The sequence below is a fragment of the Mesorhizobium montanum genome (assembly GCF_033977145.1).
GTDB classification, from domain to species: Bacteria; Pseudomonadota; Alphaproteobacteria; order Rhizobiales; family Rhizobiaceae; genus Mesorhizobium; species Mesorhizobium montanum.
Genome location: NZ_JAVIJF010000008.1, coordinates 224,627 through 248,606, shown reverse-complemented (window position 1 = coordinate 248,606; position 23,980 = coordinate 224,627). Strand labels below are relative to the sequence as shown.

Here is a 23,980-nt window from a genome sequence, read left to right as displayed (position 1 = left end):
TTGGCGCTGACGCGAGTTCCCCTCCCCCCTGTGGGGAGGGGTTAGGGGTGGGGGTATTCGTAGAGCGCAGACCGTGCCAGCCGGTATTAGCCCGACCAAATGCCCTGCCGGAATAGCCGGCGCCAAAGATGAAGAAGCGTTTTTCGCTCATGGATCGACCTCATCTTATAGTGGCGCCAGCCATTCTTCGCGGACCGTTGCATCGTCCTCGGTCTTCAGCCCGCTGGCGGCGCGCTCGCTGAATTCCGCGTGTGGCACCAGCCGCGCCAGCGCCCAGATAGCCACGCCCCGCACCAATGGCGAGACATCGCCTAGCAAGGTCCGTACAGAGCTGGCAAGCGCGGCATCGCCCGAGTTCCCGGCGGCGATCAGGACGTTGCGTAAAAAGCGGTCGCGGCCGATGCGCTTGACCGGCGAGCCCGAGAAGAAAGCGCGGAACGCTGCATCGTCGAGCTTCAGCAGCTCCGACAGAGGCGGCTCGCGAAGATCGTCACGCGCGGCAAGCTTGGCTTCTGAAGCCGCGCTCGCGAACTTGTTCCACGGACAGGCGGCGAGGCAATCGTCGCAGCCATAGATGCGGTTGCCGATCTTTTCGCGGAATTCGCGCGGGATCGGCCCCTTGTTCTCGATGGTGAGGTAGGAGATGCAACGTCGCGCGTCGAGTCGGTAGGGCGCCGGGAAAGCATCGGTAGGGCAAACGTCGAGGCAGGCGCGGCAGGACCCGCAATGGTCGATCTCGGCGTGATCGGGCTCCAGCTCGGCCGTGGTGAAGATCGTGCCGAGGAACAGCCATGAGCCATGCGCGCGGCTGACCAGGTTGGTGTGCTTGCCCTGCCAGCCTATCCCCGCCGCTTCCGCCAGCGGCTTTTCCATCACCGGTGCGGTATCGACGAACACTTTTACATCGCCGCCGGCGCGCGCGACGATCTTGCCGGCGATTTCCTTCAGCCGGCCCTTCATCAAATCATGATAGTCGCGGTTTTGCGCATAGACCGAGATCGCGCCGCGATCATGCTTCTCCAGTATCTGACGCGGATCGTGGTCCGGGCCGTAGTTCATGGCCAATACGATGATCGAGCGCACCTCCGGCCACAGCGTCGAGGGTTCGGCCCGCCGCTGAACCGTCTCGGCGATCCAGTCCATCGAGCCGTGGAAACCATCGGACACGAATTCGGCGAGCCGCGCCGGCGCCAGCGGGATCGCGCCCGGGCTTGTCACGGCGACCGCCTCGAAGCCGGCGCGCTTCGCCTCCGCGTCGATGAGCGCGCGCAGGGTCCGCGTTTTAGAAATCGAGGTCCGCATAATGCGATACCGGCGACAGGCCGCGCACCCGGTCGGAGAGCAGCGGCCTGAACGACGGCCGCGATTTGACGCGGGTATACCATTCGCGCGCCGCGCTATGCTCGCGCCAGTCGATCTCTCCGAGATAATCGAGCACCGAAAGTGTGGCCGCCGCCGCGAGGTCGGCATAGGTCACCTTGCTGCCGGCCAGCCAATGGCGCGTGCCGGCGAGCCAGTTGGTGTATTTCATGTGCTGGCGGATGTTGGCGCGCGCGGCGCGGATCGCCGCCGAGTCCGGCGAGCCGCCGCCGGCGGTTTCCGGCATCACCGGCTTCAGCACGCGCTCGCGCACCAGATGGCGGGTCACTTCGCTCTCGGCCTTGCTCAGATACCAGTCTGTCAGCCGGCGGATTTCGGCCCGCTGCATCGGGTCTTCGGCGAACAGCCGCTTGTCGCGCTTCAAGACGCCGCGCGTCTCGTCGAGATACTCGGCGATCACCATGGCGCCGACGATCGGCACGTCGCCCTCGGCAAGCAGGATCGGCAGCGTGCCGGCCGGGTTCAGCGCCAGGAACTCCTTGCGCCTTGTCCACGGCTTTTCCTCGATCAGCGCCAGTTCCTCGCCATACTCACCGAAGGCGAGGCGGACGAACCGGCAGGTGGCGAACATCGGATGGTGGAAAAGCGTCAGCATGGTTCCGCGATGATAGGGCGCACTGGCAATTGGCCGGCCGCGCCGGTAAGTCTTGGCCGCCCGATTCCAGGGGCTGTCATGGGTGTTGCGACCTATAGGGGGACTTCCGCCCCATGACAAGCAAACCCGTCCTTTGGAGCATGATGTCGTCCGAAAACCGCTTCACACTTTTCGGCATCATGCTCCAGCCTTCATTCCAGATCAGAGGTTGCCATGGAAAGCCAGACCATCGTCGAAGCGCTGCTGCTCGGGCTTTTGGAGGGCCTGACCGAGTTTATCCCGGTGTCCTCGACCGGCCACATCCTGCTTGCCGGCCATTTCCTCGGCTTCCATTCCACCGGCAAGGCTTTCGAGATCCTGATCCAGCTCGGCGCGATCCTGGCGATACTCAGCGTCTATTTCAGCCGCCTCTGGCAGATGCTGATCAAGCTGCCCAGCGATCCGCAGACCCGGCATTTCGTCATCGGCATCCTCATTGCCTTCCTGCCGGCGGCGGTCATCGGCGCGCTGGCGCATGATTTCATCAAGACCATCCTGTTCGAATCGCCGCGGCTGATCTGCATCATGCTGATCATCGGCGGCGTGGTGCTGCTGGTCGTCGACCGCATCAACTTGAAACCGGTCCATCACGATGTCGAGCAATTCCCGACCAGCCTTTACCTGAAGATCGGCCTGTTCCAGTGCCTGTCGCTGATCCCCGGCACCTCGCGCTCCGGCTCGACCATCGTCGGCGCGCTGCTTATGGGCGTCGACAAGCGCGCGGCAGCCGAATTCTCCTTCTTCCTCGCCATGCCCACCATGGTCGGCGCCTTCGCCTTCGACCTCTACAAGAACCGCAATGTGCTGACTTCGGCCGACCTGCCGATCATCGCCATCGGCTTCGTCGCCGCCTTCGTCACCGCGCTGATCGTGGTCCGCTTCCTGCTCGATTACGTCTCGCGCAACGGCTATTCGCTGTTCGGCTGGTGGCGCTTGGCGGTGGGCATCGTCGGGCTGGTGGCGCTGATGGTCTGGGGGTGAGCGCCCACCCTCCCCCTTGTGGGGAGGGTCGATCCGCAAAGCGGATCGGGGTGGGGGCGGCGCCGTACCCCCGCCCGGTTCGCCACCGACGCTTCGCGTCGCTTGCTCACCGACCCTGCCCACAAGGGGGAGGGTAAAAGCGGCCTAGTTCCGCCCATAAAACGCGTTCTCGACATGCACCGGCCAGCGCCAGGGCAGCACCGCCACCATGTCGAAACGCATCGAAAGCCTGCCATAGTCCGGCTGGCGCGACAGCCAGATATCCGCGGCGCCCTCGATGCGCCGCTCCGATTCATGGCCGATTGCTTCCATCGCCTCGATCAGCGTTCGCCGCGCCTTGACCTCGACGAACAGCACGAGGTCGCCGCGTCTCGCGATCAAATCGATCTCGCCGAGCTTGGTGCGATGGCGGCGGGCAAGTATGCGATAGCCTTTCAGCATCAGCGCCAACGCCGCCAGCCATTCGCCGCGATGGCCGCGCCGATAGGCTTTTCGGCGACGGCCGGCCGAACGCTCAGCCACCATCGCCTTCTCTTAATTCCAGCAGCCGTCGGTAGAGCGCCTGCTTCTGGCCGCCGGTCATCTTTGCCGCTTCGGCAGCTGCCTTGGATGCCGGCATTTCGGCCGCGAGCGACAAAAGCAGCCGGTCGATGTCGGCTGGCTGGTCCTTGGTTGCGTCCGCCGGGCCGACGCAAATGACGATCTCGCCCTTCGGCGTGTCGGCCGCCGCATAGTGGCCGGCGAGCTCCGCGAGCGTGCCGGTGCGCATCTCTTCGAATGTCTTGGTCAGTTCGCGCCCGATTGCGGCCTGGCGGGTGCCACCCAGCGCCTCGACCATGGCGGCAAGCGTCTCCGCCAGCCGCCGCGGCGATTCGAAGAAGATCAGCGTCGCCGGCACCTGCCTGAAGGTCTCCAGCTTTGTCAGCCTTTGCCCAGCTTTAACAGGCAGAAACCCGGCGAACAAAAAGGCATCGGACGGCAGGCCGGACGCCGTCAACGCGGCGAGTGCCGCCGAGGGCCCCGGGATCGGCACGACACGGATGCCTTGCTCCAGCGCCTCGCCGACCAGCCGGTAGCCGGGATCGGAGACCAGCGGCGTGCCGGCATCCGAAATCAGCGCCACGCTTTGGCCGGCCGCGAGTGCGGCGATCAGCTTCGGCCCGGCCTCGCTCGCATTGTGCTCGTGATAGGCCGTGGTGCGGCGGCGGATGCCGTAGCGTTCGAGCAGCACGCGCGACACGCGCGTATCCTCGCAGGCGACGATGTCGGCGGCGGCCAGCGTCTCCAGCGCGCGCAGCGTGATGTCGCCCAGATTGCCGATCGGCGTCGCCACCAGATAGAGCGCCGGCTGAAGCGGCCTTGCCGCGATCGCGGTTTGTCCGATCACATAGCTGCGTTTGTCGCCGGTCAAGGATGGCCCTCCATCCATCCTGTTTGGCATGGCTCACGCCTCGTTGCAAAACGTGAGGTCGATGTAAGGAAATCGCCATGCCTTTGCCATAGTGAGGAACGAAACCGGCAACGGCGAATTTAACCCCTGATTCCCCGGGAGGAGGCAGGACCGAACGATGCCCAATCGCTTCGACATTTTTATCAGCCGACTTGAAAGCAAAACCGCCCGCGAGGGCATTCCCTCACATCCGATCGCCGCCCAGCAAGGCGGCGGCCGCGACAAGGCCGACCAGAAGCAGGTCCGCGATGGCGAGTCCCACGGCGAAAAGCATCGCGGCAAGCACCGCCAGAAGCACGACGCCTAAGCAGTTTGCGACCTTCGCGAGCGGCGAAGACCGCTTTCGTCTCGTCATCCTAGGGCGGAGCAGGCGCGAAGCAGCCTGCGTAGTTGGGGCCGTCCACCGCGACTTCGTCATCCTAGGGCGAAGCAAGGAGCGAAGCGACGCGCGCAGACCCTAGGATCCATGCCGTTACATCGAAGCTTTGCCAGCGGTGCAAAATTCTGCCCCGCCGCGTCCTTCGGCGAAGGCCACGGCATGGATCCTCGGGTCAAGCCCGAGGATGACGAAGGCGCGGTGCTCGGCCGCTCAACTACGCCATTCAGCCCAGATGTTTAGAGACCTTCGCCTCCAGCAGCCTCACCAGTTCCGGGTCCATGAAGTCGTAGTCGTCCGGTATATCCAGGCAGATCACCCTGGCGCTTTTCAGGCTCGCGCGGAACTTCTTCTGCAGCTTGGCGCGATGCGCCTTTTCCATGACGAAGATGATGTCGGCCCAGGCCACCAGCTCATGCGTCAATGGATTGTCGGCGTCGCGATTGGTGCCGGCCGATTCGACCTCGATGTCGAGCCGTTTGGAAAACACCTGCTCGGCGGTCGGGCTGCGCAATCGGTTATGGCTGCAGACGAAGAGGACGTTCTTCAAGGCTAACGGATATCCCTATGGATGGGCCAACCAGCGTTACTCGTCCATAATCTCGCGTATTGATTTCGTGAGCGGTATGTATTGATCCAGAGTAAGTCCGTTCAAGTCAAATTCTATCGAGTCGTCTTTTGCAATTGCTCTTAAATTTATCCCAACGTAGGTCATGAAGTTGCGCACGACGTCAAACTCGCTCAGGCCCGGCGTTTTGTGTTTCTTCGATTTCTGGTTTCTGATGAACACGGTCACTGCTTCATAGAGGTCGGGATCCTCACGAGATTTCGAAATCTCGGTCAATCCAAACTCAAAAACGTCGTCCGTGTTTAAAGTTCGCAGCGTCTCATGGATCAGGAACTTCATTGCAGGTCCCATCGGATACATGGAAAAGCTATTCGGCTAGACAAGCCAAATACTAACATCATCGAGCAGGCCGATAAATCAGGTGACCGCTGTTTTAGCGCGCCAAATCCGCCACCACCGCGTCGAGCACGATCATGCCGGTGCTCGTGGCGCGGAGGCGGGCATTGCCGACCGGCGCGACCAGCCCTTCCTCTTGCAGCACCGAAAGCCGCGCGCTCGAAAGACCGCGCCCCGCCAGCGCCTCGTAGCGTTGAAGGTCGATGCCTTCGGCGAGCCGCAGCCCCATCAGCAGGAATTCGTCGGCCTCTTCCGTGCGCGTCAGGATCTCCCCGCCGGTGATGCCATGGCCCTTGGCCTCGACCAGATTGGCCCAGGTCTCCGGCATCCGTTCCGCTATCGTCACGGTGCGGCGGCCGTTCTCGACGAAGCGGCCATGCGCGCCCGGCCCGACGCCGACATATTCGCCATAGCGCCAATAGGTCAGATTGTGCCGGCTTTCCGCGCCCGGCCGCGCGTGGTTGGAAATCTCATAGGCCGGCAGCCCATGCGCCGCCGTCACCTCCTGCGTCAGCGCGTAGAGGTCGGCGGCATGATCGTTGTCGGGAAGGGTAAACTTGCGCGCCGCGTAAAGCGCGTGGAAGGGCGTCCCCTCCTCGATGGTGAGCTGGTAGAGCGAAAGGTGGTCGGCGGCATGGCCGATCGCCTGCTCCAGCTCGGCCCGCCAGGCCTCCGGCGTCTGGCCTGGCCGCGCATAGATCAGGTCGAAGGACAGCCGCGGAAAGATCTCGCGCGCAAGACCGATGGCATGCAGCGCCTCCTCGACATTGTGCAGCCGGCCGAGGAAGCGCAGGTCCCTGTCGTTCAGCGCCTGCACGCCAAGCGACACGCGGTTGACGCCGGCGGCGCGATAGCCGCGGAACCGGTCGGCCTCGACCGAGGACGGGTTGGCCTCCAGCGTCACCTCGATGCCGGCCGGCACAGTCCAGTTTTTCGCCACGGCCTCCAGCACCGCGCCCACCGTTTCCGGCTTCATCAGCGATGGCGTGCCGCCGCCGAGGAAGATGCTGGTCACCTCGCGCGGCCCGGTGCGGTCACGCATGGTCGCCAGTTCGGTTTCGAAGGCGCGCGCGAAACGCTCGTGGTCGACCGGCTGGTGGCGGACGTGGCTGTTGAAGTCGCAATAAGGGCACTTGGCCGCGCAGAACGGCCAGTGGATATAGACGCCGAAGCCGGGGCTGCGGTCGAGCGGTATGGTCACCAAGCTCATGCGGGTCCCGATCGCGCCAGATCCAATCGGGCCAAATCCAGGCGTGCCTGCGCGAATTTCTGGAAGGCGCGGGCGCGGTGCGAAAGCGCCGTCGCCTGGCCGGGTTTCCAGCCATGCTTTTCTTCCGCGCTCATCTCGCCAAAAGTCTTGTCGAAGCCATTGGGCAAAAACACCGGATCGTAACCGAAGCCGAGCGTGCCGCGCGGCGGCCACACCAGCGTGCCTTCCGCCTCGCCGCGGTAATACTCGGCTTCGCCGTCCGGAAAGGCCAGGCAGATGACGGCGACGAAGCGGCCGGTGCGCTCCGAGGGGCCGGTCGCGCCGGCTTCCTGCAGCGCCGTTTCCGTTTTCCGCATGGCCATGCCGAAATCCCTGCTGCCGTCCGGCGTCTCGGCCCAGTTGGCCGTGTAGACACCCGGCGCGCCGTCGAGCGCGTCGACGCAGAGGCCTGAATCGTCCGACAGCGCCGGCAGGCCGGTGGCTTTGGCCGCGGCAAACGCCTTGATGTAAGCGTTCTCCTCGAAGGTGGTGCCGGTTTCGTCCGGTTCCGGCAGGCCGTATTCCTTGGCCGACTTCGCCTCGAAGCCGAACGGCGCCATCAGGTCGGCGAATTCGCGCAGCTTGCCTTGATTGTGGCTGGCGACGACGATCTTCTTTCCGTTGAGGGAATGCATCAAAAACCCCAGATCCTTGGCTCGGCGAACTCGATCGAATTGCCCGAAGGGTCGCGGATATAGATCGAATGGCCACCCTGCGGCCACTCGAAATCGCTTTCGATGGCGATGTTTTTTGCCGCCAGATGCCTGCGCCAGCCGGCGATTTCATCGGCGCTTGCCGCAAAGCACAGATGACCCTCGCCAGCCGTGCCGTGCGGCGGCACCTTCAGCCTGGCGTCGCGTGCCGGCGGGATTCTCGTCGCCTCGGCGTTGAAGAGAAGCAAGACCCCGTCGCCGCAGCGGAAGAAGACGTGGCGGCCTTCGACCTTGCCCAAGGCTTCGAGGCCAATGATGTCGCGGTAGAATTGTTCTGCAGCTTGCAAGTCGGTGACGTAAAGCGCCGATTCCAGGATCGCGGAGGGTATCACGAGGCGCCCCCCTCTGGCCTGCCCATCCTTCGCAGCAGCTGCGCTGCAGCTTCGGAGGGTAAACCGGCCATCTCCCCCGCAAGGGGGGAGATCAGCAGCTGCGCCGACGGCGTCTCAAAGTTGGTGGTTGGCGAAACCCGAGGTGACGTCCAATCTCCCCCCTTGCGGGGGAGATGGCCGGCAGGCCAGAGGGGGGTGTGAAGGATCGCTGACCTCATCGCACTAAACGTCAGGCCACCGCCATCTGCTGCAAGCTCACCAGCCGCGAGATGCCCTTCTTCGCCAATCCCATCAGCTCCGAAAACTGCCCTTCCGAAAACGGCTCGCCCTCGGCGGTGCCCTGGATTTCGACGATGCCGCCCTTGCCGGTCATGACGAAATTGGCGTCGGTGCCGGCCGATGAATCCTCAATGTAATCGAGGTCGATGACCGGATGGCCGTCATGGATGCCGCAGGAGATCGCCGCGACATGGTCCTTCAGCACCTTGGCGACGCTCACCATCTGGCGGGCTTCCATCCAGCGCAGGCAATCGTAAAGCGCTACCCAGCCGCCGGTGATCGAGGCGGTGCGGGTGCCGCCATCGGCCTGGATGACGTCGCAGTCGACGGTGATCTGCTGTTCGCCGAGCGCCTGCAGGTCGACCACGGCGCGCAAGCTCCGGCCGATCAGCCGCTGAATCTCCAGCGTGCGGCCGCCCTGCTTGCCGGCGGAGGCTTCGCGCCGCATGCGCTCGCCGGTCGAGCGCGGCAGCATTCCGTATTCGGCCGTCACCCAGCCCTTGCCGGAATTGCGCATCCAGGCCGGCACCTTTTCCTCCAGGCTCGCCGTGCACAAGACATGCGTGTCGCCGAACTTCACCAGGCACGAGCCTTCGGCATGCTTGGAGACGCCGCGCTCGAAGGAGATGGCGCGCATTTCGTCGGCTTGGCGTTTGGAGGGGCGCATTCGGCCTGCTTTCTTCTCGTTTTTCGGAATCGTGGCCGGCTTTTAGACGCATGCGACGCAAGTCGCAAAGGAAAAGGGGTCGCAAAGGAAAAGGCGGCACCGTGACCGCGAACGCGGCACCGGGTTGCGCCGGTGTGGCTTAAGTCTATATCTTTTGACAGGAGGTTTCTCGCCGGAATGAACAAACCAGTCGATCCGACATCGCAGTCGCCGGTGCTCCAGTCACTCGACATGCGCTCGCGCGATATTTTCCGGCGGATTGTCGATTCTTACCTGCGTGACGGCGAACCGGTCGGCTCGCGCAGCCTGTCGCGCATCCTGCCCTCTTCGCTGTCGCCGGCCACCATCCGCAACGTGATGAGCGACCTCGAGCATCTGGGCCTGATCTATGCCCCGCACATTTCCGCCGGACGCCTGCCGACCCAGACCGGCCTGCGCTTCTTCGTCGATGCCTTCATGGAGCTCGGCGACCTTTCCGATGACGAGCGCCGCATCATCGAGGCGCAGGTGCGCGCCTCAGGCTCGGGCGCGACGCTGGAACACATGCTGACCGAGGCCAGCCAGATGCTGTCCGGCATGTCGCGCGGCGCCGGGCTCGTGCTCGCCTCCAAGAACGAGGTGGCGCTGAAGCACATCGAATTCATCCAGCTCGAGCCGACCAAGGCACTCGCGGTGATGGTGTCGCAGAATGGCGATGTCGAGAACCGCGTCGTCGACCTGCCCGCCGGCACCACCGTGTCGCAGCTGCATGAGGCCTCGAATTTCCTCAACGCCCATATTCGCGGCCGCACGCTGGCCGAGGCGCGCATCGAGATCGCCCGCATCAAGGACGAGACCAGGGCGGCGCTCGACACATTGTCGCAGGATCTGGTCGAGAAGGGCCTCGCGGTCTGGGCCGGCGCCGAAAGCGGCCTGCCGGCGCGTCTCATCGTGCGCGGCCGCGCCAACCTTCTGGAAAACGTCACCGCCCAGGCGGACATCGAATTGCTTCGCCACCTGTTCGAGGACCTGGAAACGCAGGACGGGCTGCTGCAGCTGCTCGACCTCGCTGAGGAAGGGCCGGGCGTGCGCATCTTCATCGGTTCGGAGAACAAACTGTTTTCGCTCTCCGGTTCGTCGCTGGTCGTCGCGCCCTATCGCGACAAGGACGCCCGCGTCATCGGCGCGCTCGGCGTCATCGGCCCGACGCGCCTGAACTACGCCCGCATCGTGCCGATGGTCGACTATACCGCTCAGCTGATTTCGCGCATGCTCCGTTAGGTGTATCGATATTCAGGTAATGCCGGCCTGACCTGAATTTCGACACACCTAGTGACCCGGAGCTGCAGAGGAGAAAAAAATGGCGCTGGAAGCACTCAAGGCCCAGATCAGCCTGCTGCTCGAGGAAATGGTGAACCAGCCCGAGGACGAGCACGAGATCCAGGAACAGCTGCGCGAGAAGCTGAGGGAACTGCGCGCCATGGGCATGCCCTTGCCGGCCGACCTCGTTGAATTGGAAAAGCGTCTCGACGACGATCTGGATGCCGAGGAGGTGACTGATCAGGAGGCGCCATGAAATCCGATCACCCCTCTTTTCAGAACACCCGTCTATCCTAGTTTCCTAACACAGAAATCGACGGATCGGGCGGTGTCGTCTTGGCGGATTGCATGCCTTGGAGATTGGCTGAGACGCTTCTAGCTTCGTCATCCTATGGCGGAGCAAGGAGCGAAGCGACGCGGCGCAGACCATAGGATCCATGTCGTGACTTCCAAGCGTTGCCAGGTGCAGAATTCTGCTCGGCTGCGCTCTTCGATCAAGGTAACGGCATGGATTCCAGGGTCTCCGCGACGGAGCTTCGCTCCTGCTTCGCCTTGGAATGACGACGGCGAGCAGGCGCAAAACGACGGAGGACAGCTTGATGCGGATCGCCGGCCTTGCAGGCCTTGCGCTGGTTCTAGCCAGCGGTGCCTTTGCGCAGCAGGCCGATCAACCTTTGCTCAGTGGCGAAAAGGCCTTTGGCGACTGGAAGGCCGACCGTCCGGGCGTGCGCAGGCTGCTGAAGCCGCAAGATTTGCCGAAACCGGATATGGCAGAGTCCGCTTCGAACGGCGGCGGTGTCACCGATCGCCCCCAGGATGCCAAGCCGAAGCTTCCGCCCGGCTTCTCCGCCGAGCTTGTCGCATCGGGCATCGACAATCCTCGTGTCGTGCGCGTGGCGCCGAATGGCGACCTCTTCGTGGCCGACAGCCGGGCGAACCAGGTCCGCGTCTATCGCCTGGCCAAAGGCAGTGCGGAGCCCGCGCAAAAGTCAATCTTCGCCAAGGGCCTGACCCGGCCCTATGGCATCGCCTTCTATCCGCCGGGCGACAAGCCGCAATGGGTCTATGTCGCCAACAGCAACAGCGTCGTCCGCTTCCCCTATCGCGACGGCGACCTGCAGGCGTCCGGCAAGCCGCAGACCATCGTCGCCAAGATCCCGGCCAACCATCACTGGACGCGCGACATCGCCTTCTCGCCCGACGGCAAGACGCTCTATTTGTCGATCGGCTCCGGCTCCAACATCGCCGAGGACATGGGCGCCGGGCCGAAGGGCGGCCTCAAAGACTGGGCGAAAACGCAGCCGCTGGGCGCGGCCTGGGGTGCCGAACAGGGCCGCGCCGATGTGGTGGCCTTCGATCCCGACGGCAAGAACCGCAGGACTGTCGCCACCGGCCTGCGCAACTGTTCCGGCATGACCGTGCAGCCTGCGACGGGTGCACTCTGGTGTGTCGTCAACGAGCGCGACGAGCTTGGCGACGACGTCCCCTTCGAATACGCCACGGCCGTCAAGGATGGCGCCTTCTACGGTTGGCCCTGGTATTATATCGGCGACAATGAGGACCCTCGCCACAAGGGCGCGCGCCCCGACCTCTCCGGCAAGGTCACGATGCCCGACGTGCTGATGCAGGCGCATTCGGCGCCGCTCAACATCGCCTTCTATGACGGCGGCAATTTCCCTGCCGGTTACAAGGGCGACGCCTTCGTCACCCTGCACGGCTCCTGGAACCGCAATGTCCGCAGCGGCTACAAGGTGGTGCGGCTGAAGTTCAAGGACGGCAAGCCGACCGGCGAGTATGAGGACTTCGCCACCGGCTTCGTCATTTCCGACGACGCGGTCTGGGGCCGGCCGGTTGGCGTCGCCGTGGCCAGGGACGGCGCGCTGATCCTCACCGAGGACGGCAACGGCACCATCTGGCGTATTGTTTATGGCGGGTAGTTCCTCGGCAGGGGTTTTTAGAAGGCTGCAGTTCGCCAGATTTTCACCGTTCATTTCTGCCGTTTCAGACCGCTAATTGTGAAAGTCGGCGCTGCCCCTCATCGCCCTGCCGGGCACTTCTCCCCGTATATTGACGGGGAGAAGGGGCTGGCCGCAACGACGGCACCTTTCCTGCGACGCTGGCGATTGGCGAAAACCGGCGATGAGAGCGCCCCTCTCCCCCGTCACTATACGGGGAGAGGATGCCGGCAGGCAGGTGAGGGGCAGCGCCAGCGCTTGGAAAGGGTGACGGTCGAGTCGAGCTGGCGCAACAAATCCCGTCGTGAGGGAATTACCGTCGAACCGGCATCATGATAAAAGCCCGGCTCTACATCGGTTCCAACGGCCAGGCCCCAACCATGACGCTCACCGGATTTCTCGCCTATAGCGCCGCCCTCGGCGTCGCCGCCGCCATTCCGGGCCCCGGCGTAACGGCGCTTGTCGCCCGCGCGCTCGGCTCCGGCTTCCGCTCGTCGTTGGCCATGTCGTTCGGCCTGATGCTCGGCGACCTCACCTATCTTACCGCCGTCGTGCTCGGGCTCGCCTTTGTCGCGCAGACCTTCGGCATGGTCTTCCTGGCCATCAAATGGGCCGGCGTCGCCTATCTCGCTTTCCTCGCCTGGCGCTTCTGGACCGGCGGCATCACGCCCGAAAACATCGAGGCGCGGAAGGCCAGGGGCGGATTGGTATCGAGCTTCATCGCCGGGCTGACGGTCACGCTCGGCAATCCGAAGACGATGATCTTCTATCTCGCCATCACGCCGACCATTGTCGACCTGAAGACCATCACGCTTGCCGACTACGCCATCCTTGCGGTGCTTACGGTGGTGGTGCTGTTCGTGGTGCTGGTGCCTTATCTGGCGCTGGCGGCAAAGGCGCGCTGGTTCCTGAAATCGCCGCGCGCGCTGAAGGTGCTGAACCGCACTGCCGCCGGCTTCATGATGGGCGCGGCAGCCGCCATAGCGGCCCGTCAATAAATCTTGACCTCACTCGGCCTTCGGTTGAGCGAAACCATTCCGAAAAAGGCTTGATCCGGAAAATGCGTTTCCGGTCACGGGCAGTTTTGAGCAACCGCCCCACTCGGATATTTTCGAACCTCAGCCTATCTTGCGCGGTTGAAAGTCCTATTCTGTTTGCCTGTGCCATTGCCTTGGGAGCGAACCAATGAACAAGCCCGTCACCTCCGCGCGCGTGCCCGGCCGCGGCCGCGTCTTCAACTCGATCACGGAGACGATTGGCGACACGCCGCTGGTCAGGCTGGACAAGTTCGCCAGGGAGAAGGGCATCGTCGCCAATCTCATGGCCAAGCTCGAATTCTTCAACCCGATCGCTTCGGTCAAGGACCGCATCGGCGTCGCCATGATCGAGGCGCTGGAGGAGGCGGGCAAGATCTCGCCCGGCAAGACGACGCTGATCGAGCCGACCTCCGGCAACACCGGCATCGCACTTGCTTTCGCCGCCGCCGCCAAGGGCTACAAGCTGATCCTGACCATGCCGGAGACCATGTCGGTCGAGCGGCGCAAGATGCTGGCGCTGCTCGGCGCCGAGCTGGTGCTGACCGAAGGGCCGAAAGGCATGAAGGGCGCCATCGCCAAGGCCGACGAACTCGCCGCGACGCTGCCCAACGCCATCATCCCGCAGCAGTTCGAGAACCCGGCCAATCCCGAAATCCACCGCCGCACCACGGCCGAGGAGATCTGGAACGACACCAGCGGCGAGGTCGATATCTTCGTTGCCGGCATCGGCACCGGCGGCACCATCACCGGCGTCGGCCAGGTGCTGAAGAAGCGCAAGCCGTCGCTGCATGTCGTAGCGGTCGAGCCGGAGGCCTCGCCGGTGCTGTCCGGCGGCCAGCCCGGCCCGCACAAGATCCAGGGCATCGGCGCCGGCTTCGCGCCGAAAATCCTAGACACCTCGATCTATGACGAGGTCGTCAGGGTTTCGAACGAGGATTCGGTCGCCAATGCCCGCCTTGTCGCCCGCCTCGAAGGCGTGCCGGTCGGCATCTCGTCGGGCGCGGCGCTGCAGGCGGCGATCGTCGTCGGCTCGCGGCCCGAGAACAAGGGCAAGAACCTCGTCGTCGTCATCCCTTCTTTCGCCGAGCGCTATCTCTCGACTATCCTGTTCGACGGGCTGGGCGCCTAGGCGCGCATCCCTCCGAGAGTGGCTTCAGCGGCCCCTCGCGGTCGTCATTCCAGGGCGAAGCAGGAGCGAAGCTCCGCCGCGGAGACCCTGGAACCCATTCCGTGACCGTGGCCAGGGAATGCCACGACCCAGAACGGATGCCGTCTGTCACTGCATTTTGTCGAGATTAACAGAGCTGCTGTTCCTCGAAAGAAGACCTGCAACGCCGTGACGCGGAGACGTCACGGCGTGGATCCTCGGGTCTGCGCGCATCGCTTCGCTCCTGCTCCGCCCGTGGATGACGAAGGCGGGAACGCCTAGGCTAATCTCCAGAGTTAGCGGACAAGCAGTACTCTCGAAGTGGCTGGACTGTTCAAAAAGCGTCTGTGGCAAGCGGCGCCTGGCTTGAGCGGGCCCGGACTTCCGGCTGATATCGCCGCCGGCCCCAATCGGCCGGCGGGAGGATTTCTCATGTACAAGCTTTATACGCGTCCGGGCAGCGGCGGCTTCGTCGTCGAGGCGGCGCTGGCCATGGCCGGCGTGCCCTTCGAACAGATCGACGTGCCCAAGAGAGATCGGCCCGATCCGGCCTTTCTGGCCATCAGCCCGCTGAACCAGGTGCCGGTGCTGACGCTGCCGGACGGCCATTCGCTGACCGAATCGGCGGCAATCTGCATCCTGCTTGCAGAGCGCCACCCGCAAGCACGTCTCGCGCCGGAAGCGGGCTCGCCCGGCCGCGCCGATTTCCTGCGCTGGATCGTCTTCATGTCGTCGGTGCTTTATCCGGCGATCCTGAGGCTCTATTACGCGCACCGCTACACGACCGACGGCGAAGATCTGCAGCCGGTGAAGAAGGCGGCGGTCGCCGAGATGGATCGCGGCTTTGCCGTCGTCGACCAGGCACTGGCCGGCCGTGACTGGCTGGCCGGCGAGACGCTTTCGCTTGCCGACATCTACCTCGCCATGCTCGTAGCCTGGCATCCCGAGGTCGAGAAAGCGCGCAACGCGTGGCCGAACATCGAACGCCTGTGGGCGAGGCTGCGTGAGAATGAGCTGATGCGCAGGCTAAACGCATCGCACGAGATGTGGCCTTAAAACTGCGCGGCGGCTGGGCTTGGCGATGGCAGGCGACACGCCTTGGAGATTGGCTGAAGAGCCTGCCACTTCGTCATCCACGGGCGGAGCAAGGAGCGAAGCGACGCGCGCAGACCCGAGGATACATTCCGTGACTTCGATGCGCCGCAACGGTGCAGAATTCTGCGCCGTTTGTATCCTTCGGCCAAGGTAACGGCAGAATTCTAGGGTCTTCGCGACGGAGCTTCGCTCCCGCTCCGCCCTAGAATGACGAGGTTGGGGAGGCTTCAGCCAATCTCCCTGGCATTGCTCTAATTCCTGAGGAGCTTGGCCCTCTCACCTTGCAGGAAACGCCGCAGCGCGGGGTCGCGCTCGAGGCCGATCGCCTGGTCGTAGGACGAGGCCGCCTGCTTCGTGTTGCCGAGCCTGGCGAACAGGCCGGCGCGGGCGGCCCAATAAGGCTGGTAGTCCTGCAGCCGCTTGTCGTCGCCCAGCACATAAAGCGCCGCCAACCCGGCCGGAGCGCCTTCGGTTTCGGCAATCGCCACCGCGCGGTTGATCGCCACCACCGGTGAGCCGGCCACGGCCTGCAGCGCGTCGTAAAGCTGGCGGATGGCTAACCAGTCGGTGCCGCTACCGCGCCGGCGGGCCGTGTGGGCGGATTGCACGGCGGCTTCCAGCTGGTAGCGGCCGATGATTTCCCTTTGCGCGGCGCGCACGAGCAAGGTTTCCGCCTCGTCGATCAAGCCGTCGTCCCAGAGCGCGATATCCTGCTCGGCAAGCGGCACGAAGTCTCCTCCCGGGCCGCGCCTTGCCGAACGGCGCGCCTCGGCGAACAGCATCAGCGCCAGCAGCCCGAGCGCCTCCGGCTCGTCCGGCATCAGCGAGGCGACCAGCCGGCCGAGCCAGATGCCTTCGGTTGCGAGGTTGCGCCGCCTGGTATCGGTGCCGGTCGGATCCGACCAGCCTTCGGCGAAGGTGGCGTAGATCGCTTCCAGCACGGCACCCAGCCGGTCGCCGAGCTCCGCCTGTTCCGGCACGCGAAACGGGATCCCGGTTTCGCGGATGCGCGCCTTGGCCCGCACCAGCCGCTGGCCCATCGTCGCCGGTGAAACCAGGAAGGCCGAGGCGATTGTCGCGGCGTCGAAGCCGAGGATCGTCTGCAGCATCAGCGGCGCGCGCACGCCGGCCTCGATTGCCGGATGGGCGCAGGCAAACATCAGCCTCAACCTCTCGTCGGGAAGGTCCTCGCCGCTCATGCTTGGCTCCATTTCCTCGGCAATCAGCTGCAGATGATCGCGCGCTGCCTCGCCGGTCAGCCGCCGCCGCACCGCGTCCACGTCACGCCGGCGCGCCACCGCCAGCAGCCACGCTTCCGGCCGAGCCGGCACACCGGTTCGCGGCCAGCGTTCGAGCGCCGCCGCGAACGCATCGGCCAGCGCGTCCTCGGCACCGGCGACGTCGCGTGTGCGGGCCGCGAGCCAGGCGACCAGCTTGCCGTAGCTGCGCCGGGCGGCCGCTTCTGCCGCCGCCCGCGCAATCTCCGAACGATCATCCATCCCAGTTTCTCGCTAAGCGGATGCGTACTCGGCCATTTCCCAGATCGGCCGCAGCTCGACCGTGCCGGTGCCCGCCGCCGGGCAGCGCGCCGCCCATTCGATGGCCGTGTCGATGTCGGGCGCCTCGATCATGTAGAAGCCGGCGAGCTGCTCCTTGGTGTCGGCATAGGGGCCGTCGAGCACATTGGTCTTGCCGCCGGCCATCCGCACCGAGGTGGTCGCCTGGGTCGGCCGCAGCCGGTCGCCCGCCAGCCATGCGCCGGATTTGTGCAATGCTTCGGTATAGGCGCCGTAGGCCGCGAGGACCTGTTGGGTCTGCTCCTTTGGAGCATTCGCCATCGAGGCTTCGTCATTGTAGATCAAAAGCATGTATCGCATGGTCTTCTCCCGTTTTCCTGAAGGCCGCATCGTCGCGTGCCGACCTATGTCGTGTGGCGTCGACCGATTTCGACAGGCGCCCGAAAATTTTGTCACGTGCCGCAACACGCGCAAGGCAGGCTTGTCATTCCGCCCCATGTCACTCCGCCCATGTCACCCCGCCAAGACAGGTTGCGGAATTTCCTTGGGCGCCCGGCGCCGAAGGTGCCGTAGCCGCCGACGATCAAAAGCTCCATCCGGACCTCCAAGCCAGCAATTCCAGGAAAAGTGTGCAGCGGTTTTCCGTCCGGAATTGCGTGGAAACAAATAGTTTAGCCGACCAGCCGCTGCCGCAATTCGGCGGACGGGATGTCGCAGCTGTCCTTCCGGCCGAACAGCGCGTAGCGGTTCTTGGCGACGCGGTCGTAAAACCAGTCGCGCAGCGGCCGCGGCAGGATGAGCAGCGCCCTCGCCGCGCGCCACGGCCAGCCAAGCGCGGCCATGACCGCGATGAAGCTGTCGAGGCGGGTGAAGGCCGCGCCGTCGATGATGGCGAGGTTGGTGTCGTAGTCGTCGGTCGGCAGGCCGTGCTGGCGAAACAGCGCCTCGCCGAGCGGTGACTGCGCCGTGGCGAAACGGAAGCGTTTTTCCCGGTCGAGCTTTAGAATGAGCTGGACGAAGCCCGAGCAGAACACGCAGACGCCGTCGAAAACGATCAGCGGCTGGCGGGCGTCATAGGTCTGGCGCGGGAAGTTGGGACGTTCGGGCAGATCGGTCATGGCGGCCCCGGCTGCTTGTGCCTTCAGACACTAAGCCAGCCGGCGGCGGCGTCAAAGTCGCGGCGTTGTCGCACGCCAGTTGGCGGCAAGCACAAGGCGCTCAGCGCGATAGGTGGTAGTGCGCTGGTCGGCGGCCGGCCTGCAAATGCGGCTGTGGTGACCTCGTTCGCGGGTCATGATCAGTTCGCGCTCACGCCCAGGGAATTGCCGCGACGTGCGCAGGCCGGACCCGGGCCGCGCATGTAATAGCGCTCCGGCCGATAGGTCGGCGCGACGAATTCGCGAATGGCGGCGGCATAGCCGGCGATGTGATTCCAGAAGTTCATTTTAACTGTCCCTGTCCCGCTTTCGGCTGTCCCGTCCGAATTGTTCGAGAGCATAGCGTCGAGGCGTGAATAGTCGGTGAACGTGATGTTAATTTCTGGTCCGAAACCCGTTGCTTCGTGGCCGGAATGCGGCTGATTCGGGGTCTTTCCACGCCTTTTGACGCGATTTCGGCTCGTGTGACTTTTGCATCACATATGTTTCGTCTGAATGTCGCTTGGACGCGCTTCTGTTTCACGTTCGGGTGGCGCCAGGAAATTTCGTTGCTTGCCGCGTGGCGATACGATCCGCACTCTGGCGGAACCCGGGCAAGCCTCTACCCGTTGCGGTAAGGTCGGGTCACGCAGGAGTTCGCCATGGCACCACGCCCGGCCTGGAAGGGCTATCTCAAACTGTCGCTGGTCACATGCGCCATCGAGCTGACCAACGTCGTCACCCACGCCGAGAAGGTTTCTTTTCGCATCCTCAACCGCAAGACCGGCAACACCGTCAAACGCATCTATGTCGATGCCGGGACGGGCAAGCCGCTCGATGAGGGTGACGAGATCAAGGGCTATGAGGTGAGCGACGGCGATTTCGTCCATATCGAGGAGGATGAGATCGAGGCGGTGCAGATCGAGTCCTCTCACACGATGAGCCTCGACGGCTTCGTCGAGAAATCCTCGATCGAGCAGATCTACCTCGACACGCCCTATTATGTCTCTCCGGCGGACAAGGTCTCCGAGGAAGCCTTTGCCGTCATCCGCGACGCGATGGCGGCAAAGAAGATGGCCGGCCTCGCGCGTATCGTGCTCTATCAGCGCGAACGCCCCGTGGTGATCGAGCCGCTCGGCAAGGGCATGGTGCTGACCACCTTGCGCTATGACGATACCGTGCGCCGGCCGGCGACGGTGTTCGAGGACATCGCAGCGACCAGGACCGACAAGGAGATGATCGATTTGGCCCGGCACATCATCGACGGCAAGAAGGCGAAGTTCGACCCGTCGAAATTCGACGACCGCTACGAGGATGCGCTGCTCGAGCTGATCCGCGCCAGGAAAGCCGGCAAGAAGGCGCCGAAGGCCAAGGCGCCGCCCAAGCCGTCCAATGTGGTCAACCTGTTCGACGCGCTGAAGAAGAGCCTCAACGCGGAAGGCGGCGCCAAGGCCGGCAAAGCGAAGCCGACCGCGGGGCGACCCAAGGCCAGAACCACCGCGTCCAAACGCAAATCCGCATAGAGGAGTCCAGCGTTATGGCCGGCCTCGAACAGTATCACGCCAATCGCGATTTCAAGAAAACCGCCGAGCCGGCCGGCAAGGTCGGCAGACAAAAGCAAGGCGGCGGCATCTTCGTCGTCCAGAAGCATGCTGCGACGCGGCTTCATTATGATTTCCGGCTGGAGCATGACGGCGTGCTGTGGAGCTGGGCGGTGACGCGCGGCCCCAGCCTCGATCCGCATGAGAAGCGGCTGGCCGTCCATGTCGAGGATCATCCGATCGATTACGCGTCCTTCGAAGGCACCATCCCGAAGGGCGAATATGGCGGTGGCTCGGTCATCGTCTGGGACGAAGGCAAATGGAGTCCGGAAGCCGACCCGGCCCAGGCGATGAAGAAGGGCCATATCGACTTCGAGCTCGAAGGCCACAAGCTCAACGGCCGCTGGCATCTGGTCAGGCTGAGGCCTCGGCCCGGCGAAAAGCGCGACAACTGGCTGCTGATCAAATCCGACGATGCCGCCGCCCGTCCCGGCGAGGATGTTCTTAAGGAGGAACCGAAATCGGTGAAGTCGGGGCTGACCATCGAGGAAGTCGGCGAAGGCAAGGCCGCCAAGGGCGAGAAGCCGAAAGTCTGGCAATCGAACAAGCCGGCCGCCGGTAAGGCCAAAGCCGGGCATGGCAAGCGGCTCGATTTCATCGAGCCGCAATTGGCAACGTTGGAAAAAGAGGCGCCCGCCGGCGACGACTGGCTGCATGAAGTAAAGTTCGACGGCTACCGCATGCAGGCGCAGATCGCCGGCAGCGAGGTAAGGCTGCTCACCCGTGCCGGTCTCGACTGGACGGAAAAATTCGACGGTCCGGTCACAACGACGCTTGCCGGTCTCAAATGCCGCGACGCCATCATCGACGGCGAGATCGTGGTGCTTGCCGACAGCGGCGTGTCGTCCTTCCCGTTGCTGCAGGCGAATCTGTCGGCTCGTCGCGCCGACCGCTTTGTCTACTATGTGTTCGACCTGATGCGGCTCGACGGCGAAGACCTGCGCCGCGAGCCCCTGGTCGAGCGCAAGCAGGCTCTTGGCGAACTGCTCGGCGAGCAGCCCGAAAATTCGGCCCTGCGCTTCAGCGACCATTTCCATGAACCGGGCAAGGTCATGCTGCAGCATGTCTGCCGCATGGGCCTGGAAGGCGTGGTCTCGAAGCGCGCCGATGCGCCCTATCGCAGCGGGCGGGGGCTATCCTGGATCAAGTCGAAATGCACGCTGCGCCAGGAATTCGTCATTGGCGGCTTTCTGCCGTCGGACAAGACCGGACGCGGCCTGCGCTCGCTGCTGGTCGGCTATCATGAAGGTGGCAAGCTCAACTATGCCGGCCGCGTCGGCACCGGCTTTTCCGGCAAGGTGGCGACGGATCTCAAGAAGAAGCTCGACGGGCTCAAGGCCAAGGACTCGCCCTTTTCGACCGCCGTGCCGAAGGGCAAGGGCCTCACCTTCGTCAAGCCGCAACTTGTCGGCGAGGTGGAGTTCCGCAGCTGGACATCCGACCGTATAATCCGCCATGCCTCGTTCCAGGGATTGCGCGAGGACAAGCCGGCGGAGGAAGTCGTGCAGGAGCAGCCGAAGAAGACCAGGGCCGAAAGCGAAGCAAAGCCGGGCGCGAAGACCGCGCCAAAGACCTCTGCCGGAACGGCAAAAACCTCGATAAAGCTCTCGCACCCCGACAAACTGTTATGGCCCGACGAAAAGGTCTCCAAGCAGAACCTGCTCGATCACTACGCGCTGGTCTGGCCGCGCATGCAGCAATTCGTCGTCAACCGGCCGCTGAGCCTGGTGCGGGCGCCGGACGGCATCCATGGCCAGCGCTTCTTCCAGAAGCACGCCTCGCCCGGCATGAGCGACAAGATCGCCAGGATGAAGGATCCGAGCGACGGCGAGGAGATCCTGTTCATCAAGGATTTCGACGGGCTTGCGGCGCTGGTCCAGTACGGCGTGGTGGAGGTCCATATCTGGGGCTCGACCATCGACCAGCTGGAAAAGCCGGACCAGATTATCTTCGACCTCGACCCGGACGAAGGCGTCGACGTCAAGGCGGTGCGCGCCGCCGCGCTCGACGTTCATAAGCAGCTCGACGCGCTGTCGCTGCCGAACCTGGCCAAGACCTCCGGCGGCAAAGGCTATCACGTGCTGGTGCCGCTGAAGCCGTCGGCTGAGTGGGACGAAGTCAAGGACTTCGCCCATGATTTCGCCCGCGCGCTGGAGCAGGCCGCGCCCGATCGCTACACGGCGACGCTGTCGAAGAAGGCGCGCACGGGCAAAATCTTCGTCGACTATCTGCGCAACGGCAGGGGCTCGACCACGGTCGCGCCCTACTCCTCGCGCGCCAAGAAAGGCGCCACGGTATCGATGCCGGTGACCTGGCCGGAGCTTGAAAAGGGTTTGGCGCCGAATGCTTTCCCGCTCGGTGATGAGACCACGCTGAGCGAGTTGAAGAAGGCCGACCCGTGGAAGGATTTCTTCAAGGCGGGCAAGGTGCTGAAGCGGGGGTGATCGCGGGCAGGGCGCAAAGTCACCCAAGCCTCGCGCCGACATTGCGAGGTTATCGTTGCGCGCAGCCCTACGCCAGAAACATCCGCTCGAACTCCGCCTTGCCCTTCGGCGAGAACACCACGGCGCGGCTGTCCTTTTCGCGCCGCGCCCATTTGTCGGCGATGATCTTGTCGAGGATGGCCGCGCCCAGCGTGCCGGCCAGATGCGAGCGCCGCACGCTCCAGTCGAGGCAGGCGCGGCACACCGGCCGTCTGGCGTTCGCGTCGATCTCGATGCCGAGCGCGGAAAAATGCGAGGCGCCGGACGACGAGAGCCTGATCTGATTGTCGTCGCGCAGCAGCAGCTTCTTGTCGAACAGCCGGTCGAGCATCGCCACCGCCTGTTCGCCGGCAAGGTGATCGTAACAGACCCGCGCCATACGCATGGCGGTATCGCGCGGGCCGGGCCGCACCCGCTTCGGGCCGACCGCCTCGGCAACGCCGATGATCGCCTCGATCATGCCGGCCACCTGCGCGCTGGCGAGGCCGTAGTAGCGGTGGCGGCCCTGGCTGACCAAAGTCAGCAGCCCGCCATCCATGAGCTTCGACAAATGCGAGGAGGCAGTTGGCAGCGACACGCCGGCTTCGAGCGCCAGTTCCGACGCCGTCAGCGCCGTGCCGCCCATCAGCGCGGTGAGCATGTTGGCGCGCGCCGGATCGCCGACCAGGCTGGCGATGCGGGCGATGTCTGGTCCTTCACGCATGGTTCGATCTCCATCGAAGCATTCCTGTCAGGGAAGCACTATTCTGAGGTGAGCTCAAGCAGCCCAGGCAAACCCTCCTGACAGGAGAATGCCTAACATACCGGCGCAAGCGATGCTTCGACCGCGGTCGAAGCATCGCCGTCCAGAAGCCACCCGACGAGGACACCGACATGACCATCACCTGCTTTATCCGCTATGAGATCGACCCGTTCGGCAAGGCGGCCTTCGAGCAATATGCGCGTGCCTGGGGCCAGGCCATTCCGCGCTGCGGCGCCGACCTGATCGGCTACTACGCGCCGCATGAAGGCTCGGCCACCACCGCTTACGCCGCCTACGACATCGAGAGCCTCGCGGCCTACGAAGCCTACCGCGCGCGGCTTGCCGCCGACCCCACGGCCAAGGCAAACTACGAGTTCGCCCGGCGCGAGAAATTCATCCTCAAGGAAGATCGCGTCTTCCTGAAGCGGGTGTCGGGGCCGCACGGCCCTAGGCAGATGTTTCACACCGACGTGACGGTCAGGGAAGGGATAGGGGCATGATCGCGGTCATCTTCGAGGTCGAGCCGGCGGAGGGAAAGCGCGATGCCTATCTGAGCATCGCCGCGGAGCTCAGGCCCCTGCTCGACGGCATCGACGGCTTCATCTCGATCGAACGCTTCCAGAGCCTCGTCGATCCGAAGCGCGTGCTGTCGCTATCCTTCTGGCGCGACGAGGAAGCGGTGAAAGCCTGGCGCAACACCGAGGAGCACCGGCAGGCGCAGAGGGCCGGTCGCGGCGGAATCTTTGCCGGCTATCGTCTGCGCATCGCCTATGTCGTGCGCGACTACGGGCTGACCGAAAGGGCGGAGGCGCCGGAGGATAGTCGGTCGGTCAATGGATGAAGCACCGGTCACCTTCTCCCCATGGGGAGAAGGTGGATCGGCGCGATAGCGCCGAGACGGATGAGGGGTGTTCCAGCGGAGTGAGACGCCGGCATTCCCTGG

27 protein-coding genes are annotated in these 23,980 nt (G+C 64.2%); 12 read left to right on the top strand and 15 right to left on the bottom strand.

The window, feature by feature from the left end; translation table 11 throughout:
- Nucleotides 1-165: 165 nt before the first annotated feature.
- Nucleotides 166-1,302, bottom strand: a complete 1,137-nt coding sequence (gene queG, locus RFM68_RS13630; protein WP_320233491.1) for a tRNA epoxyqueuosine(34) reductase QueG — start codon at nucleotides 1,300-1,302, stop codon at nucleotides 166-168.
- A complete protein-coding gene (locus RFM68_RS13625; RefSeq protein WP_320233490.1) occupies nucleotides 1,283-1,975 on the bottom strand; it encodes a glutathione S-transferase family protein in 693 nt (230 codons plus the stop codon). The genes queG and RFM68_RS13625 overlap by 20 nt, the downstream gene beginning before the upstream one ends.
- A 213-nt stretch (nucleotides 1,976-2,188) precedes the next feature.
- Here RFM68_RS13625 and RFM68_RS13620 point away from each other — a divergent pair, with 213 nt between their 5' ends.
- Nucleotides 2,189-2,995 (top strand): undecaprenyl-diphosphate phosphatase, encoded by an 807-nt coding sequence (locus RFM68_RS13620; protein WP_320233489.1) that lies wholly within the window; start codon nucleotides 2,189-2,191, stop codon nucleotides 2,993-2,995.
- Nucleotides 2,996-3,139: 144 nt separating this feature from the next.
- On the opposite strand, the gene RFM68_RS13615 is transcribed toward RFM68_RS13620, so the two are convergent.
- Nucleotides 3,140-3,520 carry a YraN family protein gene (locus RFM68_RS13615; RefSeq protein WP_430694854.1) on the bottom strand — a complete coding sequence of 127 codons (381 nt, stop codon included), beginning with the start codon at nucleotides 3,518-3,520 and terminating at the stop codon, nucleotides 3,140-3,142.
- A complete protein-coding gene (gene rsmI, locus RFM68_RS13610) occupies nucleotides 3,510-4,406 on the bottom strand; it encodes a 16S rRNA (cytidine(1402)-2'-O)-methyltransferase (protein WP_320233488.1) in 897 nt (298 codons plus the stop codon). Before rsmI ends, RFM68_RS13615 begins: the two co-directional genes overlap by 11 nt.
- Nucleotides 4,407-4,563: 157 nt before the next feature.
- Between rsmI and RFM68_RS13605 the strand changes: the two genes are divergently transcribed.
- The gene (locus RFM68_RS13605; protein ID WP_320233487.1) at nucleotides 4,564-4,752 is read left to right on the top strand and encodes a hypothetical protein; all 189 of its coding nucleotides are present in this window, start codon (nucleotides 4,564-4,566) and stop codon (nucleotides 4,750-4,752) included.
- A 295-nt stretch (nucleotides 4,753-5,047) separates the two neighbouring features.
- Here the strand turns inward: RFM68_RS13605 and RFM68_RS13600 are convergent, their stop codons facing one another.
- The 6 genes from RFM68_RS13600 to rph form a co-directional block, all read right to left on the bottom strand.
- Nucleotides 5,048-5,371, bottom strand: a complete 324-nt coding sequence (locus tag RFM68_RS13600) for a low molecular weight protein tyrosine phosphatase family protein (protein WP_320233486.1) — start codon at nucleotides 5,369-5,371, stop codon at nucleotides 5,048-5,050.
- 36 nt (nucleotides 5,372-5,407) lie between these two features.
- Entirely contained in the window at nucleotides 5,408-5,728 is a 321-nt protein-coding gene (locus RFM68_RS13595; protein ID WP_320233485.1) for a hypothetical protein, read from the bottom strand.
- A gap of 94 nt (nucleotides 5,729-5,822) precedes the next feature.
- A complete protein-coding gene (gene hemW, locus RFM68_RS13590; RefSeq protein ID WP_320233484.1) occupies nucleotides 5,823-6,995 on the bottom strand; it encodes a radical SAM family heme chaperone HemW in 1,173 nt (390 codons plus the stop codon).
- On the bottom strand, nucleotides 6,992-7,669 hold the full coding sequence (rdgB, locus tag RFM68_RS13585; RefSeq protein WP_320233483.1) for an RdgB/HAM1 family non-canonical purine NTP pyrophosphatase: 678 nt from the start codon (nucleotides 7,667-7,669) through the stop codon (nucleotides 6,992-6,994). Before rdgB ends, hemW begins: the two co-directional genes overlap by 4 nt.
- Complete coding sequence (locus RFM68_RS13580; protein WP_320233482.1) at nucleotides 7,669-8,079, bottom strand: VOC family protein; 411 nt, start codon at nucleotides 8,077-8,079, stop codon at nucleotides 7,669-7,671. Before RFM68_RS13580 ends, rdgB begins: the two co-directional genes overlap by 1 nt.
- Nucleotides 8,080-8,308: 229 nt before the next feature.
- Nucleotides 8,309-9,025, bottom strand: a complete 717-nt coding sequence (gene rph / locus RFM68_RS13575; RefSeq protein ID WP_320233481.1) for a ribonuclease PH — start codon at nucleotides 9,023-9,025, stop codon at nucleotides 8,309-8,311.
- Between the two features lie 177 nt (nucleotides 9,026-9,202).
- Here rph and hrcA point away from each other — a divergent pair, with 177 nt between their 5' ends.
- From hrcA to RFM68_RS13545, 6 genes are all read left to right on the top strand, one after another.
- A complete protein-coding gene (hrcA, locus tag RFM68_RS13570; protein WP_320233480.1) occupies nucleotides 9,203-10,285 on the top strand; it encodes a heat-inducible transcriptional repressor HrcA in 1,083 nt (360 codons plus the stop codon).
- Nucleotides 10,286-10,364: 79 nt separating this feature from the next.
- Entirely contained in the window at nucleotides 10,365-10,580 is a 216-nt protein-coding gene (locus RFM68_RS13565; RefSeq protein WP_320233479.1) for a hypothetical protein, read from the top strand.
- A gap of 343 nt (nucleotides 10,581-10,923) precedes the next feature.
- The gene (locus RFM68_RS13560; RefSeq protein WP_320233514.1) at nucleotides 10,924-12,261 is read left to right on the top strand and encodes a PQQ-dependent sugar dehydrogenase; all 1,338 of its coding nucleotides are present in this window, start codon (nucleotides 10,924-10,926) and stop codon (nucleotides 12,259-12,261) included.
- Between the two features lie 398 nt (nucleotides 12,262-12,659).
- Nucleotides 12,660-13,277, top strand: coding sequence for a LysE family translocator (locus RFM68_RS13555; protein WP_320233513.1), 618 nt, complete (start codon nucleotides 12,660-12,662; stop codon nucleotides 13,275-13,277).
- A 187-nt stretch (nucleotides 13,278-13,464) separates the two neighbouring features.
- On the top strand, nucleotides 13,465-14,445 hold the full coding sequence (cysK, locus tag RFM68_RS13550; RefSeq protein ID WP_320233478.1) for a cysteine synthase A: 981 nt from the start codon (nucleotides 13,465-13,467) through the stop codon (nucleotides 14,443-14,445).
- A gap of 450 nt (nucleotides 14,446-14,895) precedes the next feature.
- Nucleotides 14,896-15,519, top strand: coding sequence for a glutathione S-transferase family protein (locus tag RFM68_RS13545; RefSeq protein ID WP_320233477.1), 624 nt, complete (start codon nucleotides 14,896-14,898; stop codon nucleotides 15,517-15,519).
- A 290-nt stretch (nucleotides 15,520-15,809) separates the two neighbouring features.
- On the opposite strand, the gene RFM68_RS13540 is transcribed toward RFM68_RS13545, so the two are convergent.
- The 4 genes from RFM68_RS13540 to RFM68_RS13525 all read right to left on the bottom strand — a co-directional run bounded on the left by RFM68_RS13540 (nucleotide 15,810) and on the right by RFM68_RS13525 (nucleotide 18,519).
- On the bottom strand, nucleotides 15,810-17,057 hold the full coding sequence (locus RFM68_RS13540; protein ID WP_320233476.1) for an RNA polymerase sigma factor: 1,248 nt from the start codon (nucleotides 17,055-17,057) through the stop codon (nucleotides 15,810-15,812).
- 12 nt (nucleotides 17,058-17,069) lie between these two features.
- Nucleotides 17,070-17,435, bottom strand: a complete 366-nt coding sequence (locus RFM68_RS13535) for a YciI family protein (RefSeq protein ID WP_320233475.1) — start codon at nucleotides 17,433-17,435, stop codon at nucleotides 17,070-17,072.
- Between the two features lie 311 nt (nucleotides 17,436-17,746).
- Complete coding sequence (locus RFM68_RS13530) at nucleotides 17,747-18,193, bottom strand: thiol-disulfide oxidoreductase DCC family protein (RefSeq protein ID WP_320233474.1); 447 nt, start codon at nucleotides 18,191-18,193, stop codon at nucleotides 17,747-17,749.
- 179 nt (nucleotides 18,194-18,372) lie between these two features.
- Nucleotides 18,373-18,519 (bottom strand): hypothetical protein, encoded by a 147-nt coding sequence (locus RFM68_RS13525; protein ID WP_108702809.1) that lies wholly within the window; start codon nucleotides 18,517-18,519, stop codon nucleotides 18,373-18,375.
- 354 nt (nucleotides 18,520-18,873) lie between these two features.
- Between RFM68_RS13525 and ku the strand changes: the two genes are divergently transcribed.
- Nucleotides 18,874-19,734, top strand: a complete 861-nt coding sequence (ku, locus tag RFM68_RS13520; RefSeq protein WP_320233473.1) for a non-homologous end joining protein Ku — start codon at nucleotides 18,874-18,876, stop codon at nucleotides 19,732-19,734.
- A gap of 14 nt (nucleotides 19,735-19,748) precedes the next feature.
- Nucleotides 19,749-22,256 (top strand): DNA ligase D, encoded by a 2,508-nt coding sequence (ligD, locus tag RFM68_RS13515; RefSeq protein WP_320233472.1) that lies wholly within the window; start codon nucleotides 19,749-19,751, stop codon nucleotides 22,254-22,256.
- A gap of 67 nt (nucleotides 22,257-22,323) precedes the next feature.
- Here the strand turns inward: ligD and RFM68_RS13510 are convergent, their stop codons facing one another.
- On the bottom strand, nucleotides 22,324-22,998 hold the full coding sequence (locus tag RFM68_RS13510; protein WP_320233471.1) for an ArsR/SmtB family transcription factor: 675 nt from the start codon (nucleotides 22,996-22,998) through the stop codon (nucleotides 22,324-22,326).
- A 170-nt stretch (nucleotides 22,999-23,168) separates the two neighbouring features.
- Here RFM68_RS13510 and RFM68_RS13505 point away from each other — a divergent pair, with 170 nt between their 5' ends.
- Together RFM68_RS13505 and RFM68_RS13500 are read left to right on the top strand one after the other, a co-directional pair.
- Complete coding sequence (locus RFM68_RS13505) at nucleotides 23,169-23,537, top strand: NIPSNAP family protein (protein WP_320233470.1); 369 nt, start codon at nucleotides 23,169-23,171, stop codon at nucleotides 23,535-23,537.
- Nucleotides 23,534-23,878: an antibiotic biosynthesis monooxygenase family protein gene (locus tag RFM68_RS13500; RefSeq protein ID WP_320233469.1), complete on the top strand. Its 345-nt coding sequence runs from the start codon at nucleotides 23,534-23,536 to the stop codon at nucleotides 23,876-23,878. Before RFM68_RS13505 ends, RFM68_RS13500 begins: the two co-directional genes overlap by 4 nt.
- Nucleotides 23,879-23,980: the final 102 nt, after the last annotated feature.

Coding starts and splice junctions, on each gene's coding strand:
- queG (WP_320233491.1), bottom strand. CDS start 1,302: ATGCGGACCTCGATTTCTAAAACGCGGACCCTGCGCGCGCTCATCGAC.
- RFM68_RS13625 (WP_320233490.1), bottom strand. CDS start 1,975: ATGCTGACGCTTTTCCACCATCCGATGTTCGCCACCTGCCGGTTCGTC.
- RFM68_RS13620 (WP_320233489.1), top strand. CDS start 2,189: ATGGAAAGCCAGACCATCGTCGAAGCGCTGCTGCTCGGGCTTTTGGAG.
- RFM68_RS13615 (WP_430694854.1), bottom strand. CDS start 3,520: ATGGTGGCTGAGCGTTCGGCCGGCCGTCGCCGAAAAGCCTATCGGCGC.
- RFM68_RS13605 (WP_320233487.1), top strand. CDS start 4,564: ATGCCCAATCGCTTCGACATTTTTATCAGCCGACTTGAAAGCAAAACC.
- RFM68_RS13595 (WP_320233485.1), bottom strand. CDS start 5,728: ATGAAGTTCCTGATCCATGAGACGCTGCGAACTTTAAACACGGACGAC.
- hemW (WP_320233484.1), bottom strand. CDS start 6,995: ATGAGCTTGGTGACCATACCGCTCGACCGCAGCCCCGGCTTCGGCGTC.
- rdgB (WP_320233483.1), bottom strand. CDS start 7,669: ATGCATTCCCTCAACGGAAAGAAGATCGTCGTCGCCAGCCACAATCAA.
- rph (WP_320233481.1), bottom strand. CDS start 9,025: ATGCGCCCCTCCAAACGCCAAGCCGACGAAATGCGCGCCATCTCCTTC.
- hrcA (WP_320233480.1), top strand. CDS start 9,203: ATGAACAAACCAGTCGATCCGACATCGCAGTCGCCGGTGCTCCAGTCA.
- RFM68_RS13565 (WP_320233479.1), top strand. CDS start 10,365: ATGGCGCTGGAAGCACTCAAGGCCCAGATCAGCCTGCTGCTCGAGGAA.
- RFM68_RS13560 (WP_320233514.1), top strand. CDS start 10,924: ATGCGGATCGCCGGCCTTGCAGGCCTTGCGCTGGTTCTAGCCAGCGGT.
- RFM68_RS13555 (WP_320233513.1), top strand. CDS start 12,660: ATGACGCTCACCGGATTTCTCGCCTATAGCGCCGCCCTCGGCGTCGCC.
- cysK (WP_320233478.1), top strand. CDS start 13,465: ATGAACAAGCCCGTCACCTCCGCGCGCGTGCCCGGCCGCGGCCGCGTC.
- RFM68_RS13545 (WP_320233477.1), top strand. CDS start 14,896: ATGTACAAGCTTTATACGCGTCCGGGCAGCGGCGGCTTCGTCGTCGAG.
- RFM68_RS13540 (WP_320233476.1), bottom strand. CDS start 17,057: ATGGATGATCGTTCGGAGATTGCGCGGGCGGCGGCAGAAGCGGCCGCC.
- RFM68_RS13535 (WP_320233475.1), bottom strand. CDS start 17,435: ATGCGATACATGCTTTTGATCTACAATGACGAAGCCTCGATGGCGAAT.
- RFM68_RS13530 (WP_320233474.1), bottom strand. CDS start 18,193: ATGACCGATCTGCCCGAACGTCCCAACTTCCCGCGCCAGACCTATGAC.
- RFM68_RS13525 (WP_108702809.1), bottom strand. CDS start 18,519: ATGAACTTCTGGAATCACATCGCCGGCTATGCCGCCGCCATTCGCGAA.
- ku (WP_320233473.1), top strand. CDS start 18,874: ATGGCACCACGCCCGGCCTGGAAGGGCTATCTCAAACTGTCGCTGGTC.
- ligD (WP_320233472.1), top strand. CDS start 19,749: ATGGCCGGCCTCGAACAGTATCACGCCAATCGCGATTTCAAGAAAACC.
- RFM68_RS13510 (WP_320233471.1), bottom strand. CDS start 22,998: ATGCGTGAAGGACCAGACATCGCCCGCATCGCCAGCCTGGTCGGCGAT.
- RFM68_RS13505 (WP_320233470.1), top strand. CDS start 23,169: ATGACCATCACCTGCTTTATCCGCTATGAGATCGACCCGTTCGGCAAG.
- RFM68_RS13500 (WP_320233469.1), top strand. CDS start 23,534: ATGATCGCGGTCATCTTCGAGGTCGAGCCGGCGGAGGGAAAGCGCGAT.